Raw genomic sequence first — 23659 nt, forward strand, 5'->3', positions numbered from 1 at the left:
GAAAAACCGAAAAAGCATGAAAACAGAAAAAAGATATTTAGTTCCCGGTGATTATATGGCTGACCCTGCCGTACATGTATTTGATGGCAAACTGTATATTTATCCCTCGCACGATTGGGAAAGTGGTATTGCTGAAAATGATAATGGCGATCATTTCAATATGAAAGATTATCACGTGTATTCTATGGATGATGTGATGAACGGTGAAATAAAAGATCATGGAGTGGTGCTTTCCACAGAGGATATTCCTTGGGCGGGCCGTCAACTATGGGATTGTGATGTGGTTTGTAAAGATGGTAAGTACTATATGTATTTTCCATTGAAAGATCAGAATGATATATTTCGTATCGGGGTAGCTGTGAGTGATAAACCTTATGGTCCTTTTATACCGGAAGCTAATCCGATGAAAGGAAGTTACAGCATCGATCCGGCTGTATGGGATGACGGAGATGGTAACTATTATATATATTTCGGTGGATTGTGGGGTGGACAACTTCAACGTTACCGTAATAATAAAGCCTTGGAATCTGCCATTTTGCCGGAAGGAGAGGAGGAGGCAATCCCGTCGCGTGTTGCTCGTTTGAGTGAAGACATGATGGAGTTTGCCGAAGAACCCCGTGCAGTGGTAATTCTGGATGAAGACGGTAAGCCATTGACAGCAGGGGATACGGAACGCCGTTTCTTCGAAGCTTCGTGGATGCATAAATATAATGGTAAATACTATTTTTCCTATTCTACGGGAGACACTCATTTGCTCTGCTATGCAACAGGTGATAACCCTTATGGTCCGTTTACTTATCAGGGAGTCATTCTGACTCCGGTGGTAGGATGGACTACTCACCATGCTATTGTAGAGTTTAAAGGTAAGTGGTATCTGTTTCATCACGATTGTGTACCATCAGAGGGAAAGACTTGGCTCCGTAGCTTGAAAGTCTGTGAACTTCAGTATGATGCAGACGGGCGAATCATTACTATCGAGGGAAAAGATGAATAATAGGATACATTAAAACAACCGCCTCTATTTGAAAAACATACCTACTTTTACCAGAATATTAGGTAATAGGGATTTTTCAGGTAGAGGCGGTTATTATTAACTATGAATGCTTAATTTACTTATGCTATCATACTGTAAATTAATTGTGATAACATACTTTGTACTATGAGAAATATATTTGCATTGACATTCACTTTGTTTTTTTGCTTTTCTTCTATTTGGGCAGAAGATGGAAGTGCCTTGTGGCTTCGTTATGCATCGGGAGCGAAAGCGGAAATTACCAGCAAGAAACAATCACCTACATTACGTATTGCGGTTTCCGAATTACAGAACTTCTGGCAGGGAGGAATCCCGGTTACTTTGGAGGTCCGGAACAATAAAGAACTTCGTGCACTTGGAAATGAGGGATATACGATTCAGACCTCCAAAGGTGGCAATCAAATAACGATAGCTTCTTCCGGTGAACAAGGAGTACTTTATGGAACGTATCATTTACTCCGTCTGCAAGCTACCGGACAACTACCGGAATCAGCTTTGCAATCCCTCAATATCTCCGAACGACCTGATTATCGAATTCGTATCCTGAATCATTGGGATAACTTGGATGGTACAATCGAACGCGGATATGCCGGACATTCACTTTGGAAATGGGACGAACTTCCGTCTGTTGTCTCTCCCCGTTATGAAGCCTACGCTCGTGCCAATGCTTCTATCGGCATTAATGCCACTGTAATAAACAATGTCAATGCAAGTCCTAAGATACTATCTAATGATTATTTGCAGAAAGTCAAAGTCTTGGCCGACGTTTTCCGCCCTTATGGCTTGAAAATATATCTTTCTATCAATTTCTCTTCTCCCGCAGCTTTAGGCGGTTTATCCACTTCCGATCCGTTAAATAAAGAAGTGATAGACTGGTGGAAGCAGAAAGCCAAAGAGATTTATTCCCTGATTCCCGATTTCGGAGGTTTCCTGGTGAAAGCTAATTCCGAAGGACAGCCCGGTCCATGTGACTACGGACGCACTCATGCCGAAGGAGCCAATATGCTTGCCGATGTGTTGAGGCCCTATCATGGCATTGTGATGTGGCGCGCTTTCGTTTATTCTCCTACCGACAGCGACCGTGCCAAACAAGCCTATCTTGAATTTGAACCTTTGGATGGTAAGTTTCGGGATAATGTTATTGTGCAGATCAAGAACGGTCCGATAGATTTCCAACCCCGTGAACCATTCAGCCCGTTGTTCGGAGCCATGAAAAAGACGGCAGTTATGCCCGAATTTCAAATCACACAAGAGTATCTTGGTTTTTCCAATCATCTTGCATTCCTTGCTCCTATGTGGAAAGAGTGTTTAGACAGTGATACTTATCTGCAAGGCAAAGGCTCTACCGTTGCCCGTGTGACAGATGGTTCTTTATTCTCTCATCCGCTCACGGCTATTTCCGGAGTGGCAAACATCGGTGATGATACTAATTGGTGTGGACATCCTTTTGCTCAAGCCAACTGGTATGCTTTCGGACGATTGGCATGGAAACATTCGCTCTCTTCCGAACAGATAGGAGAAGAATGGTTGAAACAGACTTTTCTTCCCGTTACCGGTGCGCAAACCGATACTCCGGCAGGAGAAGTCATTCAAAAAGAGCAAATCGACGCTCAACTCTCCCTTCTCAACTCCCAGGTGCTTCAGAAATCGAGAGAAGCAGTAGTAGACTACATGATGCCTCTCGGCTTGCATCATATCTTTGCATGGGGACATCATTACGGACCGGAACCCTGGTGTGATATTCCCGATGCCCGCCCGGATTGGCTGCCTCCTTATTACCACCGTGCCGACAACACGGGAATAGGTTTCGACCGCAGCAGTACAGGAAGTAATGCTACCGGACAATACCATTCTCCATTATGCGAGCAACTGGACAATGTGAATACCTGTCCGGAGAATCTGCTCCTTTGGTTTCACCATGTCCCTTGGAATCATCAGATGAAGAGCGGATGTACACTTTGGGCAGAACTGTGCTACGCGTATGATCGTGGTGTAAACGAAGTGAGAAACTTTCAAAAAGTGTGGGACAGGATGGAACCGTATATTGATTCCGAACGATTTCGTGATGTGCAACACCGCCTGAAGATTCAGGCACGGGATGCTGTCTGGTGGCGGGATGCTTGTTTGCTTTACTTCCAGCAATTCAGCAGACAATCGATACCTTACGAATTGGAACGTCCCATACACGAGTTGAAAGATATGATGGAATACAAATTGGATATTACCAATTTTGAATGTCCACCTTATGGGTTTAGTAAGTAAATAAAGATATTCCTTCTACGGAACGAATAAGAATATGTTTGCAATTTGGCGTCTTTTATGATAAAATTGTTACCTTTGCGGGCAATAATAAAACAGAATAAAAGAATATGAACCAAAATACATTCTGCATGGCGGGGGGCGTAGCACGCAACCCGCTTGTGCGTTTAGCCAAACCCATCACGGCAACTATCGGAGCGAATGAACACATAGCTATTGTAGGTCCCAATGGTGGCGGTAAAAGTCTTTTTGTAGATACCCTGATCGGAAAATATCCATTGCGTGAAGGAACCGTACAATATGATTTTTCCCCCTCTGCCACCCAGACTCTTTATGATAATGTGAAATACATTGCTTTCCGTGATACCTATGGAGCTGCCGATGCCAATTACTACTACCAGCAGCGTTGGAATGCTCACGATCAGGATGAAGCTCCTGATGTTCGTGAGATGTTGGGAGAAATCAAGGACGAGCAACTACAACGCGAACTGTTTGAACTCTTCCGTATCGAACCGTTGCTCGACAAGAAAATTATTCTCCTTTCCAGCGGTGAATTACGTAAATTCCAGCTAACCAAAACCCTGTTGACTGCTCCCCGCGTGTTGATTATGGATAATCCGTTTATCGGACTGGATGCTCCTACGCGTGAACTGTTGTTTTCTTTGCTCGAACGTCTGACAAAAATGTCGTCCGTACAGATCATTCTGGTACTTTCCATGCTCGATGATATACCTTCATTCATCACTCATGTCATTCCTGTGGACAAAATGGAGGTCTTTCCTAAAATGGAACGTGAAGCCTATCTGGAAGCTTTCCGCAGTAGAGATGTGGTTACCGCTTTGGATGATTTGCAGCAACGGATTATAGATTTGCCATCTGATGGCAACAATTACGATTCGGAGGAAGTAGTAAAACTTAATAAGGTCAGTATCCGTTATGGCGACCGAACTATTCTGAAAGAACTGGACTGGACAGTCCGTCGTGGTGAGAAGTGGGCGTTGAGTGGTGAGAACGGTGCTGGGAAATCGACTCTGTTGAGCCTTGTCTGTGCAGACAATCCGCAATCGTATGCCTGTGACATCAGTCTCTTCGGACGGAAAAGAGGGACGGGAGAAAGTATTTGGGAAATCAAGAAACATATTGGTTACGTAAGTCCGGAGATGCACCGTGCTTATCTTAAAAATCTGCCCGCTATTGAGATTGTAGCCAGTGGTTTGCATGACAGTATCGGTCTGTATAAACGTCCTCAACCGGAACAGATGGCTATCTGTGAGTGGTGGATGGATATATTTGGCATTGCAGATTTGAAAGATAAACCATTCCTGCAACTATCCAGTGGAGAACAACGTTTGTCCTTGTTGGCAAGAGCTTTCGTCAAAGACCCGGAACTGCTGATTCTGGATGAACCGCTTCATGGCTTGGATACTTATAATCGTCGACGGGTAAAGAAAGTGATTGAGGCTTTCTGCCGACGCAAAGATAAGACGATGATTATGGTGACACATTATGAATCGGAACTTCCCAACACTATAACAGATCGTATTTTCTTAAAGAGAAACCGGTAAACATTGTTTTCTGATATTTATTTTGAATTTAGATTTTAGTTAATCGGATGCGTAAACCAGAAACAAGAACCTTTCCCCGGTTCTGATTCCACTCCGATTTTGCCGCCTAACTGTGTGACGATACTTTGACAGATAGGGAGTCCCAGCCCTGTGCCGGCAATAAAATTATTCAATTTCACGAATCGGGTAAAGATAGCTTCCTGCTTTTCCGGTTCGATGCCCATTCCCGTATCTTGAACCGAGAATCTGACTTCATTTCCGTTGATTCGGTAATCAATAACAATACTGCCCTCGGAAGTAAATTTCAGAGCATTCGTTACAAAATTCAGCAATACCTGATACAACCTGTTTTTGTCGCTGGTAAAAGTAAGCTCGGGCAGTTCCGGTGCTAAGAGAATCTCTACTTGCTCTGTAGCCCTTACCTGCATAGATTGTAGCAGTTCGTTGCAAAGTTGTTGTGCATCCACTTGTTCCGGGATAATGTCGAAAGTCCCTGCCTCAATCTTTGACAAGTCAAGAATATCCGAGATCAGTTGTAACAAGAGCTTGTTGTTTTCTTCAATAATCGTTGCATACAGATGTTTTTCTTCTGCATCCTCCGCTTCCTCAAGCAAACTGGAAAAGCCTACTATCGCATTGAGCGGGGTACGTATCTCATGACTCATATTCGCAAGAAAAGCAGATTTTAGCCGGTCGGCTTCTTCAGCTTTCTCTTTGGCGCCAATCAGCATCCGCTCTGTCTCTTTCAGTTCGGTAATATCAAAGTTGATACACAGCATTTCGATGATATTGTCCTGGGGCTGGTAATTCCTTACTAATACGTTAACCCGTGTCCAAGTGTAATTTCCATCTGCTCTGCGAATCCGGACATCGCGGGATAGCTTGGAACTTTCTCCTTTTATCACTTTATCCAGGAAGTCGATCATCACAGCCCGATCTTCTGGATGGAAATGGGAATGAATGCCGATGATTTCCGGCAATGGGGTACCCTCTTCTTCACCTACATTCCTGTACCAGCTTCTCAAAGCATACCCATCCCGACTCAAAGCATCGAAGTGCGCGTAACCTACTTTGGCATAATCTCCTACCAGGTCGAAAAAACTCTCGAATTCCTGAATCTTATTATAAGCAATTGTATCTTCGGTCTTGTCTACATTAATTAAGAGGTAGTTGATAGGTTCGTGATTGTGATCGTATAGAGTGGTGACTTTGGTTGTTAAGTCAATGAAACCGGTTGTACTGTTAGGCTGATAATATTTGTTGATTTTGGAAAAGTCATACCGGAATGTAAAATCTGCGTTCTCATTGTCTTTTATTTTCTGTTTTATCTCTTCCGGCAATATAGGATTCTCGAAAATGTTGACTCCCAAAATATCTTCTTTATTGGAAATTCGGAACATTTCCATATCTTTTTTATTCAGGTCGACCATTTGACCGTCCTTATCATATAATTCGATGCCTACCGGAAGATTCTTATATATATTATGAAGGATCCGCTCGCTATTTTGTAGAGCCTGGTGTGCAGATGCTATATGAATTCCCTCTTGGGTTTCGGCAATTCCATATACTTTGGTGTTACCATTTTCGTCTGTTTCCTGGAAGCATGCCTTGCTACGAATCCATACATGACCTTTGGGAGTATCAAACAAGTATATTTCTTCTACAGTCTGTTGTACTTTGTCAAAAGACGGAAAAGTTGCGTATCCCTGATCTTCTTTTAGAATACGCTTGTTGAAATCTTCGAAACTGATGAGCCCGTCTTCTCCTATTCCGAGTAGTTGGGAGATAAGTTCCGAACACTTGTAAGTCTCTGCTTTCAAGTCAGCTTCCCACCATCCTATATTCGCTTTGTTCATAAGCTTTTGTAGGAATTCGCTTTCGTTTTGTTCGTTTATTTTCAAGGTATGTCTGTATTATCAGGTAGTTAGACAATAATTTGCTCGTAAAAATAATCATTTTTGTTGAATTCCACCTTAAAAAAGTAAAAGATAGTATGATTGTATCACAAGGAAAGTATGTATTACAAAGAAAATGGGCATATATGAGCAGAGTATCAATAAATTATCTTCGTGTAAAAAAAGTAATCGAAGCATTCTGTACGCGTAAAGATAAAGCGAAGATTAAATCAACGTCCAGATGAATGGAAACGGCCGGATATAGTTGTGAATCGTATCTTTCTGGAGAGAAACATAGTGTCAAAATATTAAGAGTCAGACGATGGGAATAGAATATGTCTATAACAACAAATGTATTTATATGAATTATAATCTTTTTTAATAAATAGAGTGTTTTTTGCTCCAATTGGTTATCTTTGCGCTCTATGAAACGCAAAAAGTAACTATAAATACATGAATAATAGTCAAAATGCTATAACTGTTATATACAGGGAACATTGGCAAAAACTCTATATTCATGCATATAATCTGCTGAATGATGAGGAAAGCGCAAAAGATGTGGTGAACGATGTCTTTTGTTCGGTGCTTGAGAGCAACGAACGGTTGACAACGGAAGAGGATCTGCTGCCGTTATTTTTCGTCATGGTGCGAAATCGTTGTATTGACCAAATACGTCATCAGAACGTGGTGCATAAAAATGCGGAAAGATATCTGGAAGAACTTTACAGTGGCTGGACTGTGAAAGAATACCGTGAGTATGAAGACAAGATAAACCGGATGCAGGAGAGTATTCGCCAGATGGCTCCACAAATGCGAACCGTAGTGGAAGAATTCTTCTTAAATGAAAAGAAATGTGCGGAAATCAGTGAAAAGTTACGTATTAGTGATAATACCGTTAGAACGCACATTGCCAGAGCTTTAAAGATACTCCGAAAACAATTAACCATCTTTTTTTAAAAAAAATCCTATCGGGGTGTCATCAGTTTCAGTAACCTTTACGTGTTTAATGAAACTATTGACACTATGATAGACCATTCAGATAAAAAATTAGATTATGCACTTCGTGCCATACAACATCCACAATTAAGAGAAACTGATGAATTTCTTCAGTGGATAGGTATACCTGAAAATAAAGAACTTTTCTTGGAATTAATGGCTTGTAAGGAAGCTGTGATACGTGAGAATCTGCAACGGAAACGCAAGTACAGAAAGAAAATGCGTATCTTGGCAATTGCTTCTTCTGCTGCAGCTGTCTTGATACTGGCTTTTCTGATTCCTTCTTTGCTTCCTTCCACTTCTTTACCTGCAGAACAGCCGATACGTTTTTTTGCTGCGAACAACAATGATGAACATGTGGTCCTACAAATGGATGGTCGTAGTGAACAGCAGTTATTGACAGACAGTGTGATGGATGTGAAAGACTGGAAAACTGTCTCGGCAGACACTGTATGCTGTCAGACTTTGACTACACCACGTGGAAAAGATTTTCTGCTGGTACTGGCTGATGGGACTAAGGTATGGCTCAATGCTGAAAGTCGTTTGCGCTACCCTGTGGCATTTCATGGAAAAGAACGACGTGTGGAACTAGAAGGGGAGGCTTGCTTTGAAGTGGCAAAAGATGCCGAACATCCGTTTATTGTATGTGCTAATGGCATGAATACCATGGTGCTGGGAACTAAATTCAACGTGCGTTCCTATAGTGTTGAAGATCGTCATGTAACTTTGGTGAATGGTAAGGTGCAGGTCACAAACACAGTTAACAATAAGTCGGTAACATTACGTCCGGGACAGGATTTGACCTATACGGAAACCGGAGAGGAAAAAGTATCAGAAGTGAATATCGCTACATATACAGCCTGGACAGAGGGAATGTTCTACTTTGAGGATGTGCCGTTGGAAGAAATCATGGGTGCTTTGGGAAGATGGTATAATGTGAATATCGATTTTGAGCGGTGCGAACTGTACCATATCAGGTTGAACTTCTGGGCTAATAAAAATACCCATTTGGATGAAGCATTGGAACTGCTGAATAAGTTGGAGAAAGTGCAGGTGGACTATCAGGACGGGACCATTACAATCAAGCAGATTTAACTATACAAATACAACTCTTATGAAAAAGCAACAAATTACATTATTAGAAAAAAGAACTAAAAAAAAGCTTGTGTGGATGAGAACTGCCTTTCTATTGCTGGTGTTTACAGCAACAGCCTTGCAAGGATGGGCGCAGAATGCAGAAAACAGGCAGATTTCTTTAGAGATGAAAAACGAGCCGCTCGGTTCGGCCTTGAAACAGTTCAGCAATGTATCTGGTTATAAGGTGAATTTCCCCAGTGAAGACGTTGCACCCTATCGTGTAACTGTGAGTATATATCAGATGTCTCCTTTTGCAGCACTTCAGAAGATGCTGGAAGGAAAGCCTTTTGAGTATGATGTGAAACAAAATTTCATCACTGTCCGTAAAGTGAAAGCTACCTCGACAACTGCTTCAGGCAAGTTCAGAAATGTTGGAGGTCAGGTAGTGGATGAAAGTGGTGATCCCTTGCCGGGAGCAAATGTAAAGGTGCTTAACAGTCCCTTTGGTGCTATTACGGACGCAGAGGGAAACTTTACTTGTAGAGTTCCGGTCGATGTACATACATTGGAAGTGTCTTTCGTTGGTATGCAGTCGGAAAAGGTTTCTGTTAAAGACCGTAACAACGTCAGGGTGATAATGCATGAGGACAAGCAACAGTTGGGTGATGTTATTGTGACGGGTTATCAGCGTATTAGCCGTGAACGTTCTACTGCCGCTTTCGGTTTCGTTGATTCCGAGCAACTGAACAGACAGATGCACAGTGATCTGGCCTCATCTCTGGAAGGGCAAGTAGCTGGTTTGCGTATGAATATCAATTCGAATACGGGTGATATGAGTCCTATTCTTCGTGGGGTAGGTACATTCTCGCATGATGTGGGAACAGAACCACTGATTGTTGTGGACGATATGCCAACCAATTTGAGATTGAGCGAGATAAATCCGTATAATGTAGAGAGTATCACTGTACTGAAAGATGCTGCCGCTGCCAGTATTTATGGTGCTTTGGCAGCCAATGGCGTTATTGTGGTAGCCACGATGCGGGCTAAAAAAGAAGGTGCGCACGTGAGCATTAATGCAGACTGGTTTATCACTACCAAACCAAATTTCAAGAGTTTGAATTTAGCTTCAACAAGTGATATTATTGATTATCAGACAGCTGTTTTTGATGCCAATGTAGCGGAAAAAGGAAGTGCGGCGAATTTTTTATCTTCTTTTGAGTATAATTATTACAATCCCTTGTTTCAGCTTTATCTGGATCAGGCCAATGGGGATATTACCAGTGGTGAAGTAAATGCTACGTTGAGGCAATGGCGCAATAATGATTATTATAAAGAATATCGTGATAACGCTTGGCGTACGGCTATAACCCAGCGCTATAATGTAACCGTATCACAGAAAGCCGGAAATAGCAACCATCTCCTTTCTTTCAATTATGAAAAGGATAGTCAGCGCGTTATCAGTGGCAAAAGTAATAAAATTTCTTTATACTATAAATCGAATTATGCGGTTACAAACTGGCTGAACCTGAATGCCGGAGTGGATGTACGTATGGGACGTAGTTATACCCCGAATAGCGGTTATACTAGCTACACCCTGCAACAGCGATATGAACGGATATTGGATGCCGATGGTAACCATTATACTTCTCCTTACGTGAATGTGGATACATCTCCTTCCTATAATGGGAGTGTTGTAAGAAAAGCTGAAGGTGTCTCACCTTATAGAACGTTTGGTTTCAATGTACTTGATGCATTGGAGGAAAGCATAACAAAGTCACATGATGTTAGTATTCGTCCGTTTGTAAGTTTACAGGCTCGTTTCCTGAAAATGTTCAAATACAACTTCATGTATCAGTATGAATGGAATAAAGGTAAGAGTGAACTATTTGAGTCGGAAAATACTTATGTAATGCGTATGCTATATAACAGTATGGTTGATACAAATGGAAAAGCACAATTGCCGCAAGGGGGACGTTTTAATCAGACAGAAGTAGAAAGTAAGCGTTACACGGTACGAAACCAGATTGACTTTGACAAAACTTGGAAAGGCCATGCAGTAACTGCCATTGCCGGTCTGGAATTTCGTGAAAACAAGATTCCGACACCTGCCCGCCAATTGTTGTATGGCTACGATCCGCAGACATTAACTTCTGATTTTATGAACTGGCAGACCTATCGTGACGGTGTAGGAACAAGTGCTCTTTCTGGCAGAACAATTACTTTATCGGGGCTGTCTGCTACTTTGCACGAGTCACGCCATCGTTATGCGTCTTTTTATACAAATGCAGGATACTCTTATCTGTCACGTTATAATCTTTCCGGAAGTATACGTTGGGATCAAGCTGACTTGTTCGGGCTCGATATACGCAATCAGCGCCATCCTTTGTGGTCAATCGGTGCTTCTTGGATTTTATCGGAAGAATCGTTCATAAAAGAGATTTCCTGGCTGGATTACCTTAAACTACGTATGACATACGGTATCAACGGTAATGTCGATCAAAGCTCAACTACCTATTTTGTTGTAAAGAAAAAAACGCAAAGTAATCCTATTAAAACGACCTATCTGACTTATGAGGATGATGATTTGCCAAATCCGAAGCTTCGTTGGGAGAAAACAGCCACCTACAATATAGGATTAGATTTCCGTCTTTTCAAGAATCTGATAAGCGGTAGTCTGGAATATTACAATCGTCACTCATCTGATTTGCTGGTACGCCGATATATGGACCCTACTTTAGGAGCCGGTTCACGTGTGGTGAATAATGGTGAGATGCGTAATCGTGGCGTAGAACTTTCCCTTACAACCAATATCATACGTAAGAAAGACTGGAACTTCGCTGTAGATTTTAACTTTGACTATAATAAGAACAAAATGTTGAAAGTCGATCATAGTGAATCTGATAATGCAAGAGTCTTTATCGCAAGTCCGCAGGTTTATTTTATGGAAGGTACTAGTTATAATACGTTATGGGCTTACCGTATACATCGTATCGAGAATGGATATCCGGTAGCAGTGGATAAAGATGGAAATGATCTGGTGAAATTCAATGAAGATGGTACGGTAGCCAGTATCACTTCTGGTTCTTCGCTCAAAGGTACTGATGACTTGGTGAACCTTGGTTCGCTGACTCCGAAATTCAGCGGGTCAGTAGGGTTAAGATTCAACTATAAGAATTTTGATTTGAATGCATTCTTTGTGTATGCTGGTGGTAATAAACTGCGTAACAGTGTATTAAAAATGGATGACCAGTTAGGTACTCAAACCTTGAAAGGAATTGCTAACCGTTGGACTGCGGATGATTCGAATGCACAGGTACGTATGTACCTCGATATACCGGCACAGGTAAAAACTTATGCAACAACTTTCCAGGATTGGTGGCAATTTGGTGACATCAATGTGAAAGATGCAGGTTATGTGAAATTGCGTAGTTTGAGTGTAGGATATAACTTGCCGTTTATGGTTTGCCAGTACCTCCGCCTCTCTTCTCTGAAAGTGAAAGTGCAGGTAAATAATCTGTTTACCTGGTGTAAGGCAGGAAGTGATATTGATCCGGAAAGCTATGGAATGAATGACGGTACACGTGGCATCGCTTCTCCTAAGACTTACTCCATCGGATTATCAACAAGTTTCTAACCATTTAAAAGATATAAGATATGCGTAAATTACTTTATATATTGCCAGTTATTCTCATATTGGGTTTTGCAGCCTGTGAAGACTATGTGGATATTACTCCTACAGGCAAGAAAACGGTGGATTCTACTGATACTTATTATGAATTGATAGCCCTGCCCAACCGGGCCTACCATCCGGCAGCTTTTGCCTTGTTGAGCGATAATGTCTGGTCGAAAGAATCGAATATCATAGGTAATGAATTTATTTCATGGGATGGTATTAACATGACTTTTAATGAGGCAGCTAACCGGAAAGAGCTAAGTGATAACAATTTATATGAAAATTGTTATACATATATCCTACGGTCAAATATCGTAATTTCATTGGTTGATGCTAGTCTGGGTGATAAAGATGTTAAGGAATTGGCAAAAGCGGAAGCAAAGATCATGCGTGCCTGGGATCACTTTATTCTGATAAATACATTTGCGAAAGCATATAATCCGGAAACAGCAGCCACTGACGGTGGAGTTGCTATCATTGATAAATATGATTTGGAGGCTACTCCAACCAAATCTACGGTTGCTCAAGTATACGATTTTATTATTAAGGATATAGAAGAAGCGCTTCCTTATTTACAGGAAGAGCCGGTGAATGTATATCATCCGTCAAAAGCTTTTGGATATGCGTTGGCTGCCCGTGTTTATCTGTTCCATCGAGATTGGAAAAAAGCGAAAGAAGCTGCCGAAGAATCATTGAAGTTGAATAATACCCTGATTGATTATATTGATTTGGGAGCTAAAGGAGGTCCGACTAAGGTTACTACTTATGCCAAAGGCGGTAACCCGGAAGTGCTGAACTATGCTTATATGGGTGGTCCTACTGAAGTTTTGGCCTTTTGTTATGGTATGCTTAGCCCGGAGATGGTACAACTTTTCGGGCAGAATGATGAACGTTTGAACCAATTCTTTAAAACGAGTGACAACAGTATATACTACTTTGACGAAGGTTCAGGAGCTGCTTTGTGGAATACTTCGATTACTTATTCTAAGTTTCAGCCTATGTCTGTGGGAATGCGTACTGCCGAAGTTTACCTGATTCTGGCAGAAGCGAAAGCACGGCTGAAAGATATACCGGGAGCTGTCCAAACATTGAATCAGTTGCGTGAAAAACGAATCAAGGGAGCCGAAGCTGTATTGCCGGAACCTGCTACCGAACGTGCGATGGTGCAGGCAGTCATTGATGAGCGCCGTAAGGAGTTAATCTCCGGATTTAGTCGCTTCTGGGATTTGAAACGATACAATACGGAAGCTGATTACGCAAAGACAATCACCCGTACTTTCCCGCTGGTATCTACGGATGTCGAGAAAAAGACATATACGTTGAAGCCGGATTCACGGTTGTATATCATTCCATTCCCGTTGGCTGCCCGTGAAAAAAATCCGAACCTGACAATGAACACTAACGAATGAAAAAAATAAAGAGAAAACTATGCGAAAGATTTTGATGATGGCTGTGTTGGCGTTCCTGTCCTTGCAAGGTGTGGGAGCTCGTGCCAGTGGTATATCTCTTCTGGAAAGTGGAAAGAAGAAACTGGTAGCACAGGAAGATACGGTCAAGAAAGACACTGTTAAGAAAGTAACGGCTTATGAAAAACTGTTGAAAGATGGAGGAAGTGAATGTGAGGGTATGTTTACGGTACGCCACATCAAAGATAACTGGTATTTTGAGGTGCCGGATACTCTTTTAGGACGGTTGTTGTTGGCTGTGACCCGGTTTAAAGCAGTGCCACAGGGTTTCAAAATGCTTAGCGGAGAAGAGGTGAACCGGAGTGTTGTTTATTGGGAACAGCATGATGATAAGACTCTCTTTTTACGCGAATATGTGCAATCACAGTTTGCCCGTCCGGGTGATAACATTGCCGAGGCATTGAAACAATCGACTGTAGATCCTGTAATCTATAAGTTTGATGTAATCGGTAGAAATCCGGAGACTCAGGCACAGCTCATTGATGTATCAAAACTCTTTTTAGGTGATAATAAATTGTGCGGCTTTACCTCAAGCGACCGTTCCATTCTTGGCATCGGTACTTTAGCCCAGGACCGCACATTTATGGATACGATAAAAACCTATCCTATCAACGTGGAGGCAGTGACTTTGCGTACTTATAGTATTAGTGCTGGTAGACTACCGGCTGCACAGACTGGTTCGGTGACTGTGAAACTGAATACAAGCATCGTGATGTTACCCAAAGAACCGATGCAGCCACGGTTTGCCGATGACCGGGTGGGATTTTTCCAAAACTCGTTGACCGAATTTTCGGACGACCAGCAGACTACCGATCGTGGAGCCATCATCCAGCGCTATCGGTTGGAACCGAAAGATCCGGAACGTTACCGTCGGGGACAACTCTCCGAACCGAAAAATCCCATTATCTACTACATTGATCCGGCAACACCGAAGAAGTGGATACCTTATCTTAAAGCAGGTGTCGAAGACTGGAATACAGCATTTGAAGCTGCCGGATTCAAGAACGCTATAATAGCTAAAGAATGGCCGAACGATCCCAATATGAGTTTGGACGATGCGCGTTATAGTGTGATACGTTATCTACCCTCCGAAACGGAGAATGCTTACGGTCCGCGTATTGTCGATCCGCGTAGTGGAGAAATTATGGAAAGTCATATTTGTTGGTATCACAACGTAATGAACTTACTCAAAAAGTGGTATATGGTGCAGTGCGGGCCACTGGATAAGCGCGCACGCACGATGACTTTTGACGACAAATTAATGGGCAGTCTGATTCAGTTTGTCTCTTCACATGAAGTGGGGCATAGTATCGGCTTACGGCACAATATGGCAGCCAGTTCGGCTACTCCGGTAGAGAAACTGCGTGATAAAGCTTGGGTAGAAGCCAATGGTCATACGGTATCGATCATGGATTATGCGCGGTTTAATTATGTAGCCCAACCGGAAGATCGGATTTCCGAAAAAGGATTGTTCCCTCGTATCGGTGTTTATGACAAATGGGCTATCCAATGGGGATATCGCTATCGTCCGGAATTTAAGGATCCTTATAAAGAAAAAGACGTATTACGTGCCGAAGTAACCAAAAAACTGCGGGGAGATCATCGCTTGTGGTTTGTTGGTGATGAAGGAAAGGGATTTGATCCCCGTAGCCAGAGTGAGGACTTGGGCGACAATAATATGAAAGCCAATGAATACGGTATAAAGAACCTGAAAAGAGTGATGGAAAACATACTGACCTGGACAGCACAGCCTGACGGAGAGTACACTGACTTAACCACCATTTATAATTCGGTTCGTGCCCAACATCTGAAGTATACCCTGCAAGTGCAGAAGAACATAGGAGGACGCTATACCAATAATTTGCCGGATCTCAAAGTGCATGATTATCTGCCACGCAGTTTGCAGAAAGAAGCTGTTGAATGGTTGGGACGCAATTTGTTTGTAGCTCCGCTCTGGCTCTACCCTGATGAAGTGGTGAGTCGTACCGGAGTCAAGCCGGTGGATGAGATTCGTGACCGCCAAAGCTCTGTTGTAGCTTTGCTACTTGCACCGGGAATGTTGTATAATATTTACTCAACCTCATTGTGTTCTTCGGAATCGTATGCACTCGATGATTATTTGAACGATGTATTTACTGCAATATGGAAACCGTTGAATGATCCCAGTGAACTGGAGAATAATTTCCGCCGTCAGTTGCACCGGACTTATCTGGGGTTTGTCGAAGGAATGATTAAACCTAGTAGCAAAGATGGTGCCAATGCAAATCTGGCAATCAGCCGTTCTGATATTCAGCTTTTTGTAGAACAGCATTTAGATAAGATTGAAGAGTCAGTAAAAGAGCAACTTGCTGCTTCTAAGGAGGGAGATCTCAATTACCGGCATTATGCGGCATTGCTGCGCAACGTTCAGAAAATAAAAGAAGGATATTATGGAAAAGATGCTGATACGCGGTCTTCTGATAAATAGCTTTGAGGAAAACGAAGAATAGAAAAAATAGAAAAGTAGAACAGATTTTCTTGTATATATAAACTCTCTCTTTTTACTTTTACAGACTTACTCTTCTCTAATGATAACCTTGCTTTGATGAATCATCATCCATAATGCAAGCTTAGAATTAGAGGAGGGTATTTTTTTATATCCCTGATTACTGCATCCCGCTTCTTTGTAGAAAGAATCATTATTTCTGGGTATTGACAACTATTTATTTTCTAGTGAACTTTGTGAAGAAACAATCTGTTGTATATATAAAAAGAAGAAAGGAGAATTTTAGAAATGAAAAAGATAGTATTACTTCGTCACGGAGAGAGTGCATGGAATAAAGAAAATCGTTTTACGGGCTGGACAGATGTAGATCTGACAGAAAAGGGAGTTGCCGAAGCTGAAAAAGCTGGAGAGACATTGAAAGAATATGGTTTCAATTTTGATAAGGCTTATACTTCCTATTTGAAGCGTGCGGTGAAAACCTTGAACTGTGTTCTCGATAAGATGAATCTGGACTGGATACCTGTAGAGAAAAGCTGGCGCTTGAATGAAAAGCATTATGGTGAATTGCAGGGATTGAATAAAGCCGAGACTGCCGAGAAATATGGAGAAGAACAAGTGCTAGTGTGGCGTCGTAGCTATGATATAGCTCCCCATCCTCTTTCAGAAAGTGATTTGAGAAATCCCCGTTTTGATTACCGTTATCATGAAGTACCCGATGCGGAGTTGCCTCGTACTGAATCGTTGAAAGATACCATAGAACGTATTATGCCTTATTGGGAAAGTGATATATTTCCTAGTCTGAAAACAGCTCATACGCTGTTGGTGGTCGCTCATGGCAATAGTTTGAGAGGCATCATCAAGCATCTAAAAAACATCTCCGATGAAGATATTGTCAAGCTGAATCTACCTACGGCTGTGCCTTACGTATTTGAGTTTGATGAAAACCTGAACGTTGCTAATGACTATTTCCTGGGAAACCCGGAAGAGATCAAAAAACTGATGGAAGCAGTAGCCAATCAGGGAAAGAAAAAATAGAAAAGTTACACATTAAAAAAAGAAGTTATGAGTAAAGTAGTAGAATTATTAAGAGATAAGGCCTGTTATTACCTGGACCACACTTGCGAAACCATTGATAAATCATTGATTCATGTTCCGTCTCCCGATACAATAGATAAAATCTGGATTGATTCGGACCGGAGCATCAGAGTATTGAACAGTCTGCAAACGTTGTTGGGACATGGCCGCCTGGCAAATACCGGTTATGTGTCTATACTTCCTGTCGATCAGGACATCGAACATACTGCCGGAGCATCGTTTGCCCCCAATCCGATCTATTTCGATCCGGAAAATATCGTAAAACTGGCTATTGAAGGAGGCTGTAATGGAGTAGCTTCTACCTTTGGGATTCTTGGATCCGTAGCACGTAAATATGCCCATAAAATACCTTTTATCGTTAAGTTGAATCACAATGAATTACTTTCTTATCCTAACAGTTTCGACCAAGTATTGTTTGGTACCGTTAAAGAAGCCTGGAATATGGGAGCAGTAGCGGTAGGCGCCACTATCTATTTCGGTTCGGAACAGAGTCGCCGTCAGCTCGTGGAGATAGCCGAAGCTTTTGAATATGCTCACGAACTGGGGATGGCAACCATTCTTTGGTGTTACCTGCGCAATAATGATTTCAAGAAAGGTGCTGTCGATTATCATGCTGCCGCCGACCTGACAGGACAGGCCGACCGTTTGGGAGTGACTATCAAAGCTGATATTGTGAAACAGAAACTTCCGACTAATAATGGTGGCTTCAAAGCTATCGGTTTCGGAAAGATCGACGAGCGTATGTATACCGAACTTGCTTCCGAACATCCGATTGACCTTTGCCGCTACCAGGTAGCCAACGGCTATATGGGACGCGTTGGTTTGATTAACTCCGGTGGAGAATCTCACGGTTCTTCCGATTTGCGTGATGCAGTCATTACAGCTGTAGTCAACAAACGTGCAGGAGGTATGGGATTGATTAGCGGACGTAAAGCGTTCCAGAAACCAATGAACGAAGGGGTGGAATTATTGAATACTATTCAGGATGTATATCTTGATTCGTCAATAACGATTGCATAATCAGAGATGAATGGAAATAAATTATTATCTTTGACTATTAGATCGTTAACCATTAAAAATTAAGAGTATGAAATTTTTTATTGACACAGCTAATTTGGAGCAAATTCAGGAGGCTTATGACCTCGGAGTACTTGACGGAGTGACTACCAACCCTTCGCTGATGGCGAAAGAAGGTATCAAAGGAACGCAGAATCAGCGTGAACATTATATCAAGATATGTAAGATTGTCAACGGAGATGTCAGTGCCGAAGTGATAGCAACCGATTATGAAGGAATGATTCGTGAAGGTGAAGAACTTGCCGCGCTCAATCCGCATATTGTAGTAAAAGTCCCCTGTATTGCCGATGGCATTAAAGCGATCAAACATTTCACGGAAAAGGGAATCCGTACTAACTGTACATTAGTCTTTTCAGTAGGACAGGCATTACTGGCAGCTAAAGCCGGAGCTACCTATGTTTCGCCTTTTGTCGGTCGTCTGGACGATATTTGTGAAGATGGAGTAGGGCTTGTGGGAGATATTGTACGTATGTATCGTACCTATGATTACAAGACACAAGTGCTCGCTGCTTCTATCCGCAATACGAAACATATTATCGAATGTGTGGAAGTGGGAGCGGACGTTGCTACTTGTCCGTTGAGTGCTATCAAGGGTTTATTGAATCATCCGTTGACGGATTCGGGATTGAAGAAGTTTCTGGAAGACTATAAAAAAGTCAATGGTTAAGTAAGTAATGAAACTTGCAGTATATTAAAATTTTTAGGCACGGATTATTTGCTCAGGTCTTAGAATTCCGTGCCTAAAGAATATTTGTTTTTTCGGGTAGCTGCTCATTACTCTTTTTTCCGTTCCTGTTTTCTCTTCTCCTTATATTGAGTTGGCGTTTCTCCTGTATATTGTTTGAAAGCCGTACTGAAATAGCGTGAAGTAGTGAAGCCGACCTTCTCGGCAATTTCCGTGAACGACATGTCCGTACTGGTGATTAATGTGATCGCTTTCTCCATCCGGAATTTATTAATGTAATCATTGGCTCCCATATCGGTCAGAGCTTTTAGCTTATTGTAAAGGGAAGCCCGGCTCATACCTATCTCCTTGCAGATAAAAGTGACGTCCAGATTGCTGCTATCCAGATGTTCCTGAATAATTTTATTCAGTTTCAGCAGAAATGTTTCATCTGCCTGGCTGAAAGTGCTCTCTTCCGGCGCAGGGACTAATCCTGTATTCAAATATCTTTTCTTGATAGATTCGCGGTTTTTCAATCGGTTGCGAATGATTTCCATTAGCATTTCTATCTCAAAGGGCTTAGTCAGATAAGCGTCCGCCCCATTCTTGTAGCCACTCAACTGACTTTGTTTATCATCTCTTGCTGTCAGCAGAATGATAGGAATGTGACTGATCGTAATATCTTCCTTTATATTTTTGCAAAGTTCATATCCATTCATTCTCGGCATCATCACGTCACTGACGATAATATCCGGAGCATGATTTCTGGTCAGTTGAAGGGCTTCCACACCATCGGAAGCAATCACTACCCGTTTGAAATATTCTCCCAGTGACTTTTTCAGAAAATCCGTCAAATCCGGATTGTCATCCACCACTAGAATACTGTAAGGACTCGTATCGAACGTATTTTCCTCCGGTAACTGTTCTTTGCTATCATCGTTCATCAATTCGTTCAGATATGCCTTCGGCTGACAGACGATCTCTTCCGATTGTTGTCTCAAGGGTAGTTCAAAGAAGAATGTTGCACCAGCTTCCTGATTATCCCGTGCACCGATGGAGCCTCCGTGTAGTTCTACCAGAATCCTGGAATAAGATAATCCGATACCTGTGCCGCTTTGCTCTCCTGTACCTTGATAGAAACGGGTGAAGAGTTTTTGTGTATTTACTTGTTTCAATCCGTTTCCCCGGTCAATGATGGAGATACGTACGCTATTTTTCTCGGAAAGCAACTCCGATGTAATTGTTATTTCTGCATCTTGTGGACTGTGTTTCAAGGCATTGATAAGCAGATTGCTTAGAATAATCTCACACTTATCTTTATCGAAACTTACAGTATTGACCTGTGGGTCAAGCTGATAGCGGATACGGACGTTTTTAGCTTCACCTTCGCTGACGAAATCTTGGGATACATGTTCAATCCATTGATTGAGAGCATACGGCTGTATCTGCAATTTACTTTCCCCAACCTCCATTTTGCGTACATCGAGTACCATATTAATAAGGTTTTTCATTCGCTGTGACTGGCGATAGATTGCTTTTATAGGTAAATATTGTGTATCTTCGGCAGAAAGCGATTTCAGTATCCGGCTAAGCGGTGCGTGTATGAGCGTTAAAGGTGTGCGCAGCTCATGACTGATATTAATAAGGAAACGTACTTTTTCTTCATATACCTGTTGTTCATGTTCCTTCATTGCCCATTTCAGTTTTTCTTCCTTACGCTTTAGAGTTCTTCGGAAAGTTTCAATAATAGCGGCAGCAGTAAGAACGGTACAGCTAAGAATAAACCACCATGTCCGATACCAGGGAGGGAGAATGGTTAGTTCCAGTACTTCCTGACTGGGAATCCAACTGCCATCTTTAGCTGTACATGAAGCCATAATCTTATAACTTCCCGGAGGAAGTGAACGTATAGCCAGTTCGGGATTGTACGATTCGATTTGCTGGTCATTCAGCCCTTCTATCTGGTATCTGTACACTTTCTGTCGGAAAATGTCCTTCTCTTTCGACATGATCCGGATAGTGATATTACTGTTCCAGGGAGCGGAGATCCCTGTTGGTCGATTGGTTAATTCGTTATTCACGGATTCTCCATTGATGATGACATCAGATAATTGGAGTTGGGGAAGTTCAGAAGTTGTTAATGGTATTTTGCAGTTAATGTGCAGTAAACCTTTTACTCCACCCATATAGACGTCTCCCTGCATACTTAACAGGCGGGGTTTGGAAAGATATTCGTTCTGGATTACGCCGTCTGATTCGCCGAATAGAACGAACTTTTTTTCTTTGATAAGCCAAGCGAAAAGCATGCTGTCAGCTCCTATCCATACTTTTCCTTGCTGGTCGCATACGATCAAAGTGATTTCACTAAATAGAGAGGTCGGGATCGGAGTCTGTATTTTGGTGGCGGGATTGTAGTGTACCAATCCGTAATTGTTCCCAATCCAGAAGTTTCCCTCTTCGTCTCTTGAAACGGAGTTGATGGTCGTGTCTTTCCAGCATCTGTATAGGGCTTTCAGCCGGTTTGTATGGTTGTCCAGTTCATATATGTGCTTCGTATCATTTAGATAAGTGGTGTTCCTATAATTGCCGATTGGCAGGAGAGCACCGATAATATCTTGTTCTTCCTGTTCTATAGCGGTACTGAAAGTACGTGTATTCAAATCATATATATAGATATGTTCTCCAAGGAACAGAATGCTGTGATGAGTGTTCCGGAGTAGATTTACAGCCTTGCCTCGATTGCATAAGAGTGCTGTTGTTTCAGCGTCGACAATGGTGAAAGGTTGTTTTTCTCCAGTTGCCGGATTGAAAATAAATACTCCTTGTGAGAAAATAGAAATTAATAATTTACCGGGAGTAAACTGACAGATAGAGGCAACTTTGTCTTCCCAGGTTGAGGGATAATGAGTAAATTTCTCTGTGAGCGGATTAAAGTTGTTGATACCTCCTCCGTCCGTGCCTACCCAGATTTGATCTTGAGATTCCTGGAAAAGACTTAGAACGGTATTGTTGCTAAGTCCCCGGTCGTTGCCGGGTGGTACGTCTGTATATGTTTTCATGGAAACTTCCCGGATGCTGATTAGTCCGTTGCGGATGCTGCCTGCCCATATATTGTTGTTGTAGTCGTTGTATAGGCATAAGATAGAGTTGGCGGGAAGTGAATAGTTGTCACTTCCGGGCACATGTTCCAGCAGAGAAAAATGTCCGGTTTCCGGGTCGAGAATATTAATGCCTCCTCCGTCTGTTCCAATCCAGATTTCTCCTTCCCGTTCGGCGAGACTTAGTACAACATTGTTACTTAGAGAAGAGTTGTGGGTAGTATATGTAGCCAGTAGTTTACCGTCGTGTGTCAGGCAGTTCAGCCCTCCGTTGTAAGGGGCTACCCAGATTCTTTTTTGTGAGTCTATGAGTACGTTCATTATTTCCTTTCCGCAATCGAAAGGAGGACGGCGGCATTTTCCGGTATTCAGGTCGAGCAGGAGTAGTCCTTGCCAGCGACTACAACAAAGTAATGTTCGTTTATCCCATAGACTTAGCAGAGTCACATTATAATTGGGCTCTAGGTCAAACGTTTGCAGGAGGCGGAAAGTGGCATCCTGATAATTATAGAAAAAGATTTTATTTTTCGAACCGAATAACACTCCATCATCAGTCAGGCAGACGGAATAGGCGATGATATTATTTCCTGTTTCATCAGTCGGTATAAGAAAGTCATCGCTTTGCCGCTGATAACGTGCCACTCCCTTATCTGTCAGAATCCATATATTGTTTTGTACATCTTCTATCAGCTGGTAGATTAAATTGTGAGGAATGGAATGAGGGTTGTTTGACTGATGGACATACTTTTTAAGTTCATGTCCGTCATATCGTCCCAGTCCGGAGCGGGTTCCAATCCATACAAAACCTTGTTCATCCGTTAAGATGCATCGTACGGTAGAAGGCAGTCCGTCTTTTAGTGAGATTTGCTTATAGTAATAATGACCGGCTTGAAGAGGGGAGATGCCGATAAACAGTGCGATAAATGCGATGCATAGTAGTAAAAAGGTCTTTCTTCTCATGAGATTAGGTCAGTTAAACTAAAACAAAGATAATACATTCGGATGAATGTTTGTTGAAAAGCAAACTTATTTTGTATTCCTTCAGGTAAAAGAGTTATATATAGTTGCTTTTTTCTATTTAATTTTGTATCTTTAAAGCTTTCCGTCCTTCTAAAGATAAGTTGTCCCCTTGTAATGGGATAATAGTCATCTTATAGGGTGCTATTTATCACTTTACAAAATGATTATTGTCACCTTATAAGGGGATGACTACTCGACTGCATAAACTATTATAAATTTCTGTACTGAAAATCTTTAATCTCTGCACTGAAAATCC

13 protein-coding genes are annotated in these 23659 nt (G+C 42.0%); 11 read left to right on the plus strand and 2 right to left on the minus strand.

The features are described from left to right. Positions 1–16: 16 nt before the first annotated feature. From KSX81_RS18525 to KSX81_RS18535, 3 genes are all read left to right on the plus strand, one after another. The gene (locus tag KSX81_RS18525) at positions 17–994 is read left to right on the plus strand and encodes a glycoside hydrolase family 43 protein (RefSeq protein WP_004300838.1); all 978 of its coding nucleotides are present in this window, start codon (positions 17–19) and stop codon (positions 992–994) included. 165 nt (positions 995–1159) lie between these two features. After that, on the plus strand, positions 1160–3295 hold the full coding sequence (locus tag KSX81_RS18530) for an alpha-glucuronidase family glycosyl hydrolase (protein ID WP_004300837.1): 2136 nt from the start codon (positions 1160–1162) through the stop codon (positions 3293–3295). Between the two features lie 107 nt (positions 3296–3402). After that, entirely contained in the window at positions 3403–4857 is a 1455-nt protein-coding gene (locus tag KSX81_RS18535) for an ATP-binding cassette domain-containing protein (RefSeq protein ID WP_004304375.1), read from the plus strand. Positions 4858–4892: 35 nt separating this feature from the next. On the opposite strand, the gene KSX81_RS18540 is transcribed toward KSX81_RS18535, so the two are convergent. Continuing rightward, positions 4893–6713, minus strand: coding sequence for a PAS domain-containing sensor histidine kinase (locus KSX81_RS18540; protein WP_004311422.1), 1821 nt, complete (start codon positions 6711–6713; stop codon positions 4893–4895). Positions 6714–7205: 492 nt separating this feature from the next. Between KSX81_RS18540 and KSX81_RS18545 the strand changes: the two genes are divergently transcribed. The 8 genes from KSX81_RS18545 (at position 7206) to fsa (ending at position 19288) form a co-directional block, all read left to right on the plus strand. Next, entirely contained in the window at positions 7206–7709 is a 504-nt protein-coding gene (locus KSX81_RS18545) for an RNA polymerase sigma factor (protein WP_004300832.1), read from the plus strand. 66 nt (positions 7710–7775) lie between these two features. Beyond that, entirely contained in the window at positions 7776–8843 is a 1068-nt protein-coding gene (locus tag KSX81_RS18550; RefSeq protein ID WP_009040543.1) for a FecR family protein, read from the plus strand. Positions 8844–8862: 19 nt separating this feature from the next. Beyond that, positions 8863–12459 (plus strand): SusC/RagA family TonB-linked outer membrane protein, encoded by a 3597-nt coding sequence (locus KSX81_RS18555; protein ID WP_128131233.1) that lies wholly within the window; start codon positions 8863–8865, stop codon positions 12457–12459. A 20-nt stretch (positions 12460–12479) separates the two neighbouring features. Next, positions 12480–13907 carry a RagB/SusD family nutrient uptake outer membrane protein gene (locus KSX81_RS18560; RefSeq protein WP_004304371.1) on the plus strand — a complete coding sequence of 476 codons (1428 nt, stop codon included), beginning with the start codon at positions 12480–12482 and terminating at the stop codon, positions 13905–13907. A gap of 19 nt (positions 13908–13926) precedes the next feature. Continuing rightward, positions 13927–16431, plus strand: a complete 2505-nt coding sequence (locus KSX81_RS18565) for a zinc-dependent metalloprotease (protein ID WP_004326491.1) — start codon at positions 13927–13929, stop codon at positions 16429–16431. 306 nt (positions 16432–16737) lie between these two features. Next, entirely contained in the window at positions 16738–17484 is a 747-nt protein-coding gene (gene gpmA / locus KSX81_RS18570) for a 2,3-diphosphoglycerate-dependent phosphoglycerate mutase (RefSeq protein ID WP_004300826.1), read from the plus strand. Between the two features lie 27 nt (positions 17485–17511). Beyond that, on the plus strand, positions 17512–18564 hold the full coding sequence (locus tag KSX81_RS18575) for a class I fructose-bisphosphate aldolase (RefSeq protein WP_004300825.1): 1053 nt from the start codon (positions 17512–17514) through the stop codon (positions 18562–18564). A gap of 67 nt (positions 18565–18631) precedes the next feature. Continuing rightward, positions 18632–19288 carry a fructose-6-phosphate aldolase gene (gene fsa, locus KSX81_RS18580; RefSeq protein ID WP_004300824.1) on the plus strand — a complete coding sequence of 219 codons (657 nt, stop codon included), beginning with the start codon at positions 18632–18634 and terminating at the stop codon, positions 19286–19288. A gap of 107 nt (positions 19289–19395) precedes the next feature. On the opposite strand, the gene KSX81_RS18585 is transcribed toward fsa, so the two are convergent. Further along, positions 19396–23343: a two-component regulator propeller domain-containing protein gene (locus KSX81_RS18585; RefSeq protein ID WP_004300823.1), complete on the minus strand. Its 3948-nt coding sequence runs from the start codon at positions 23341–23343 to the stop codon at positions 19396–19398. Between the last annotated feature and the right edge of the window lie 316 nt (positions 23344–23659).

Origin of the sequence: Bacteroides sp. MSK.18.37 (assembly GCF_019129155.2) — a bacterium.
Classification (GTDB): Bacteria; Bacteroidota; Bacteroidia; order Bacteroidales; family Bacteroidaceae; genus Bacteroides; species Bacteroides ovatus.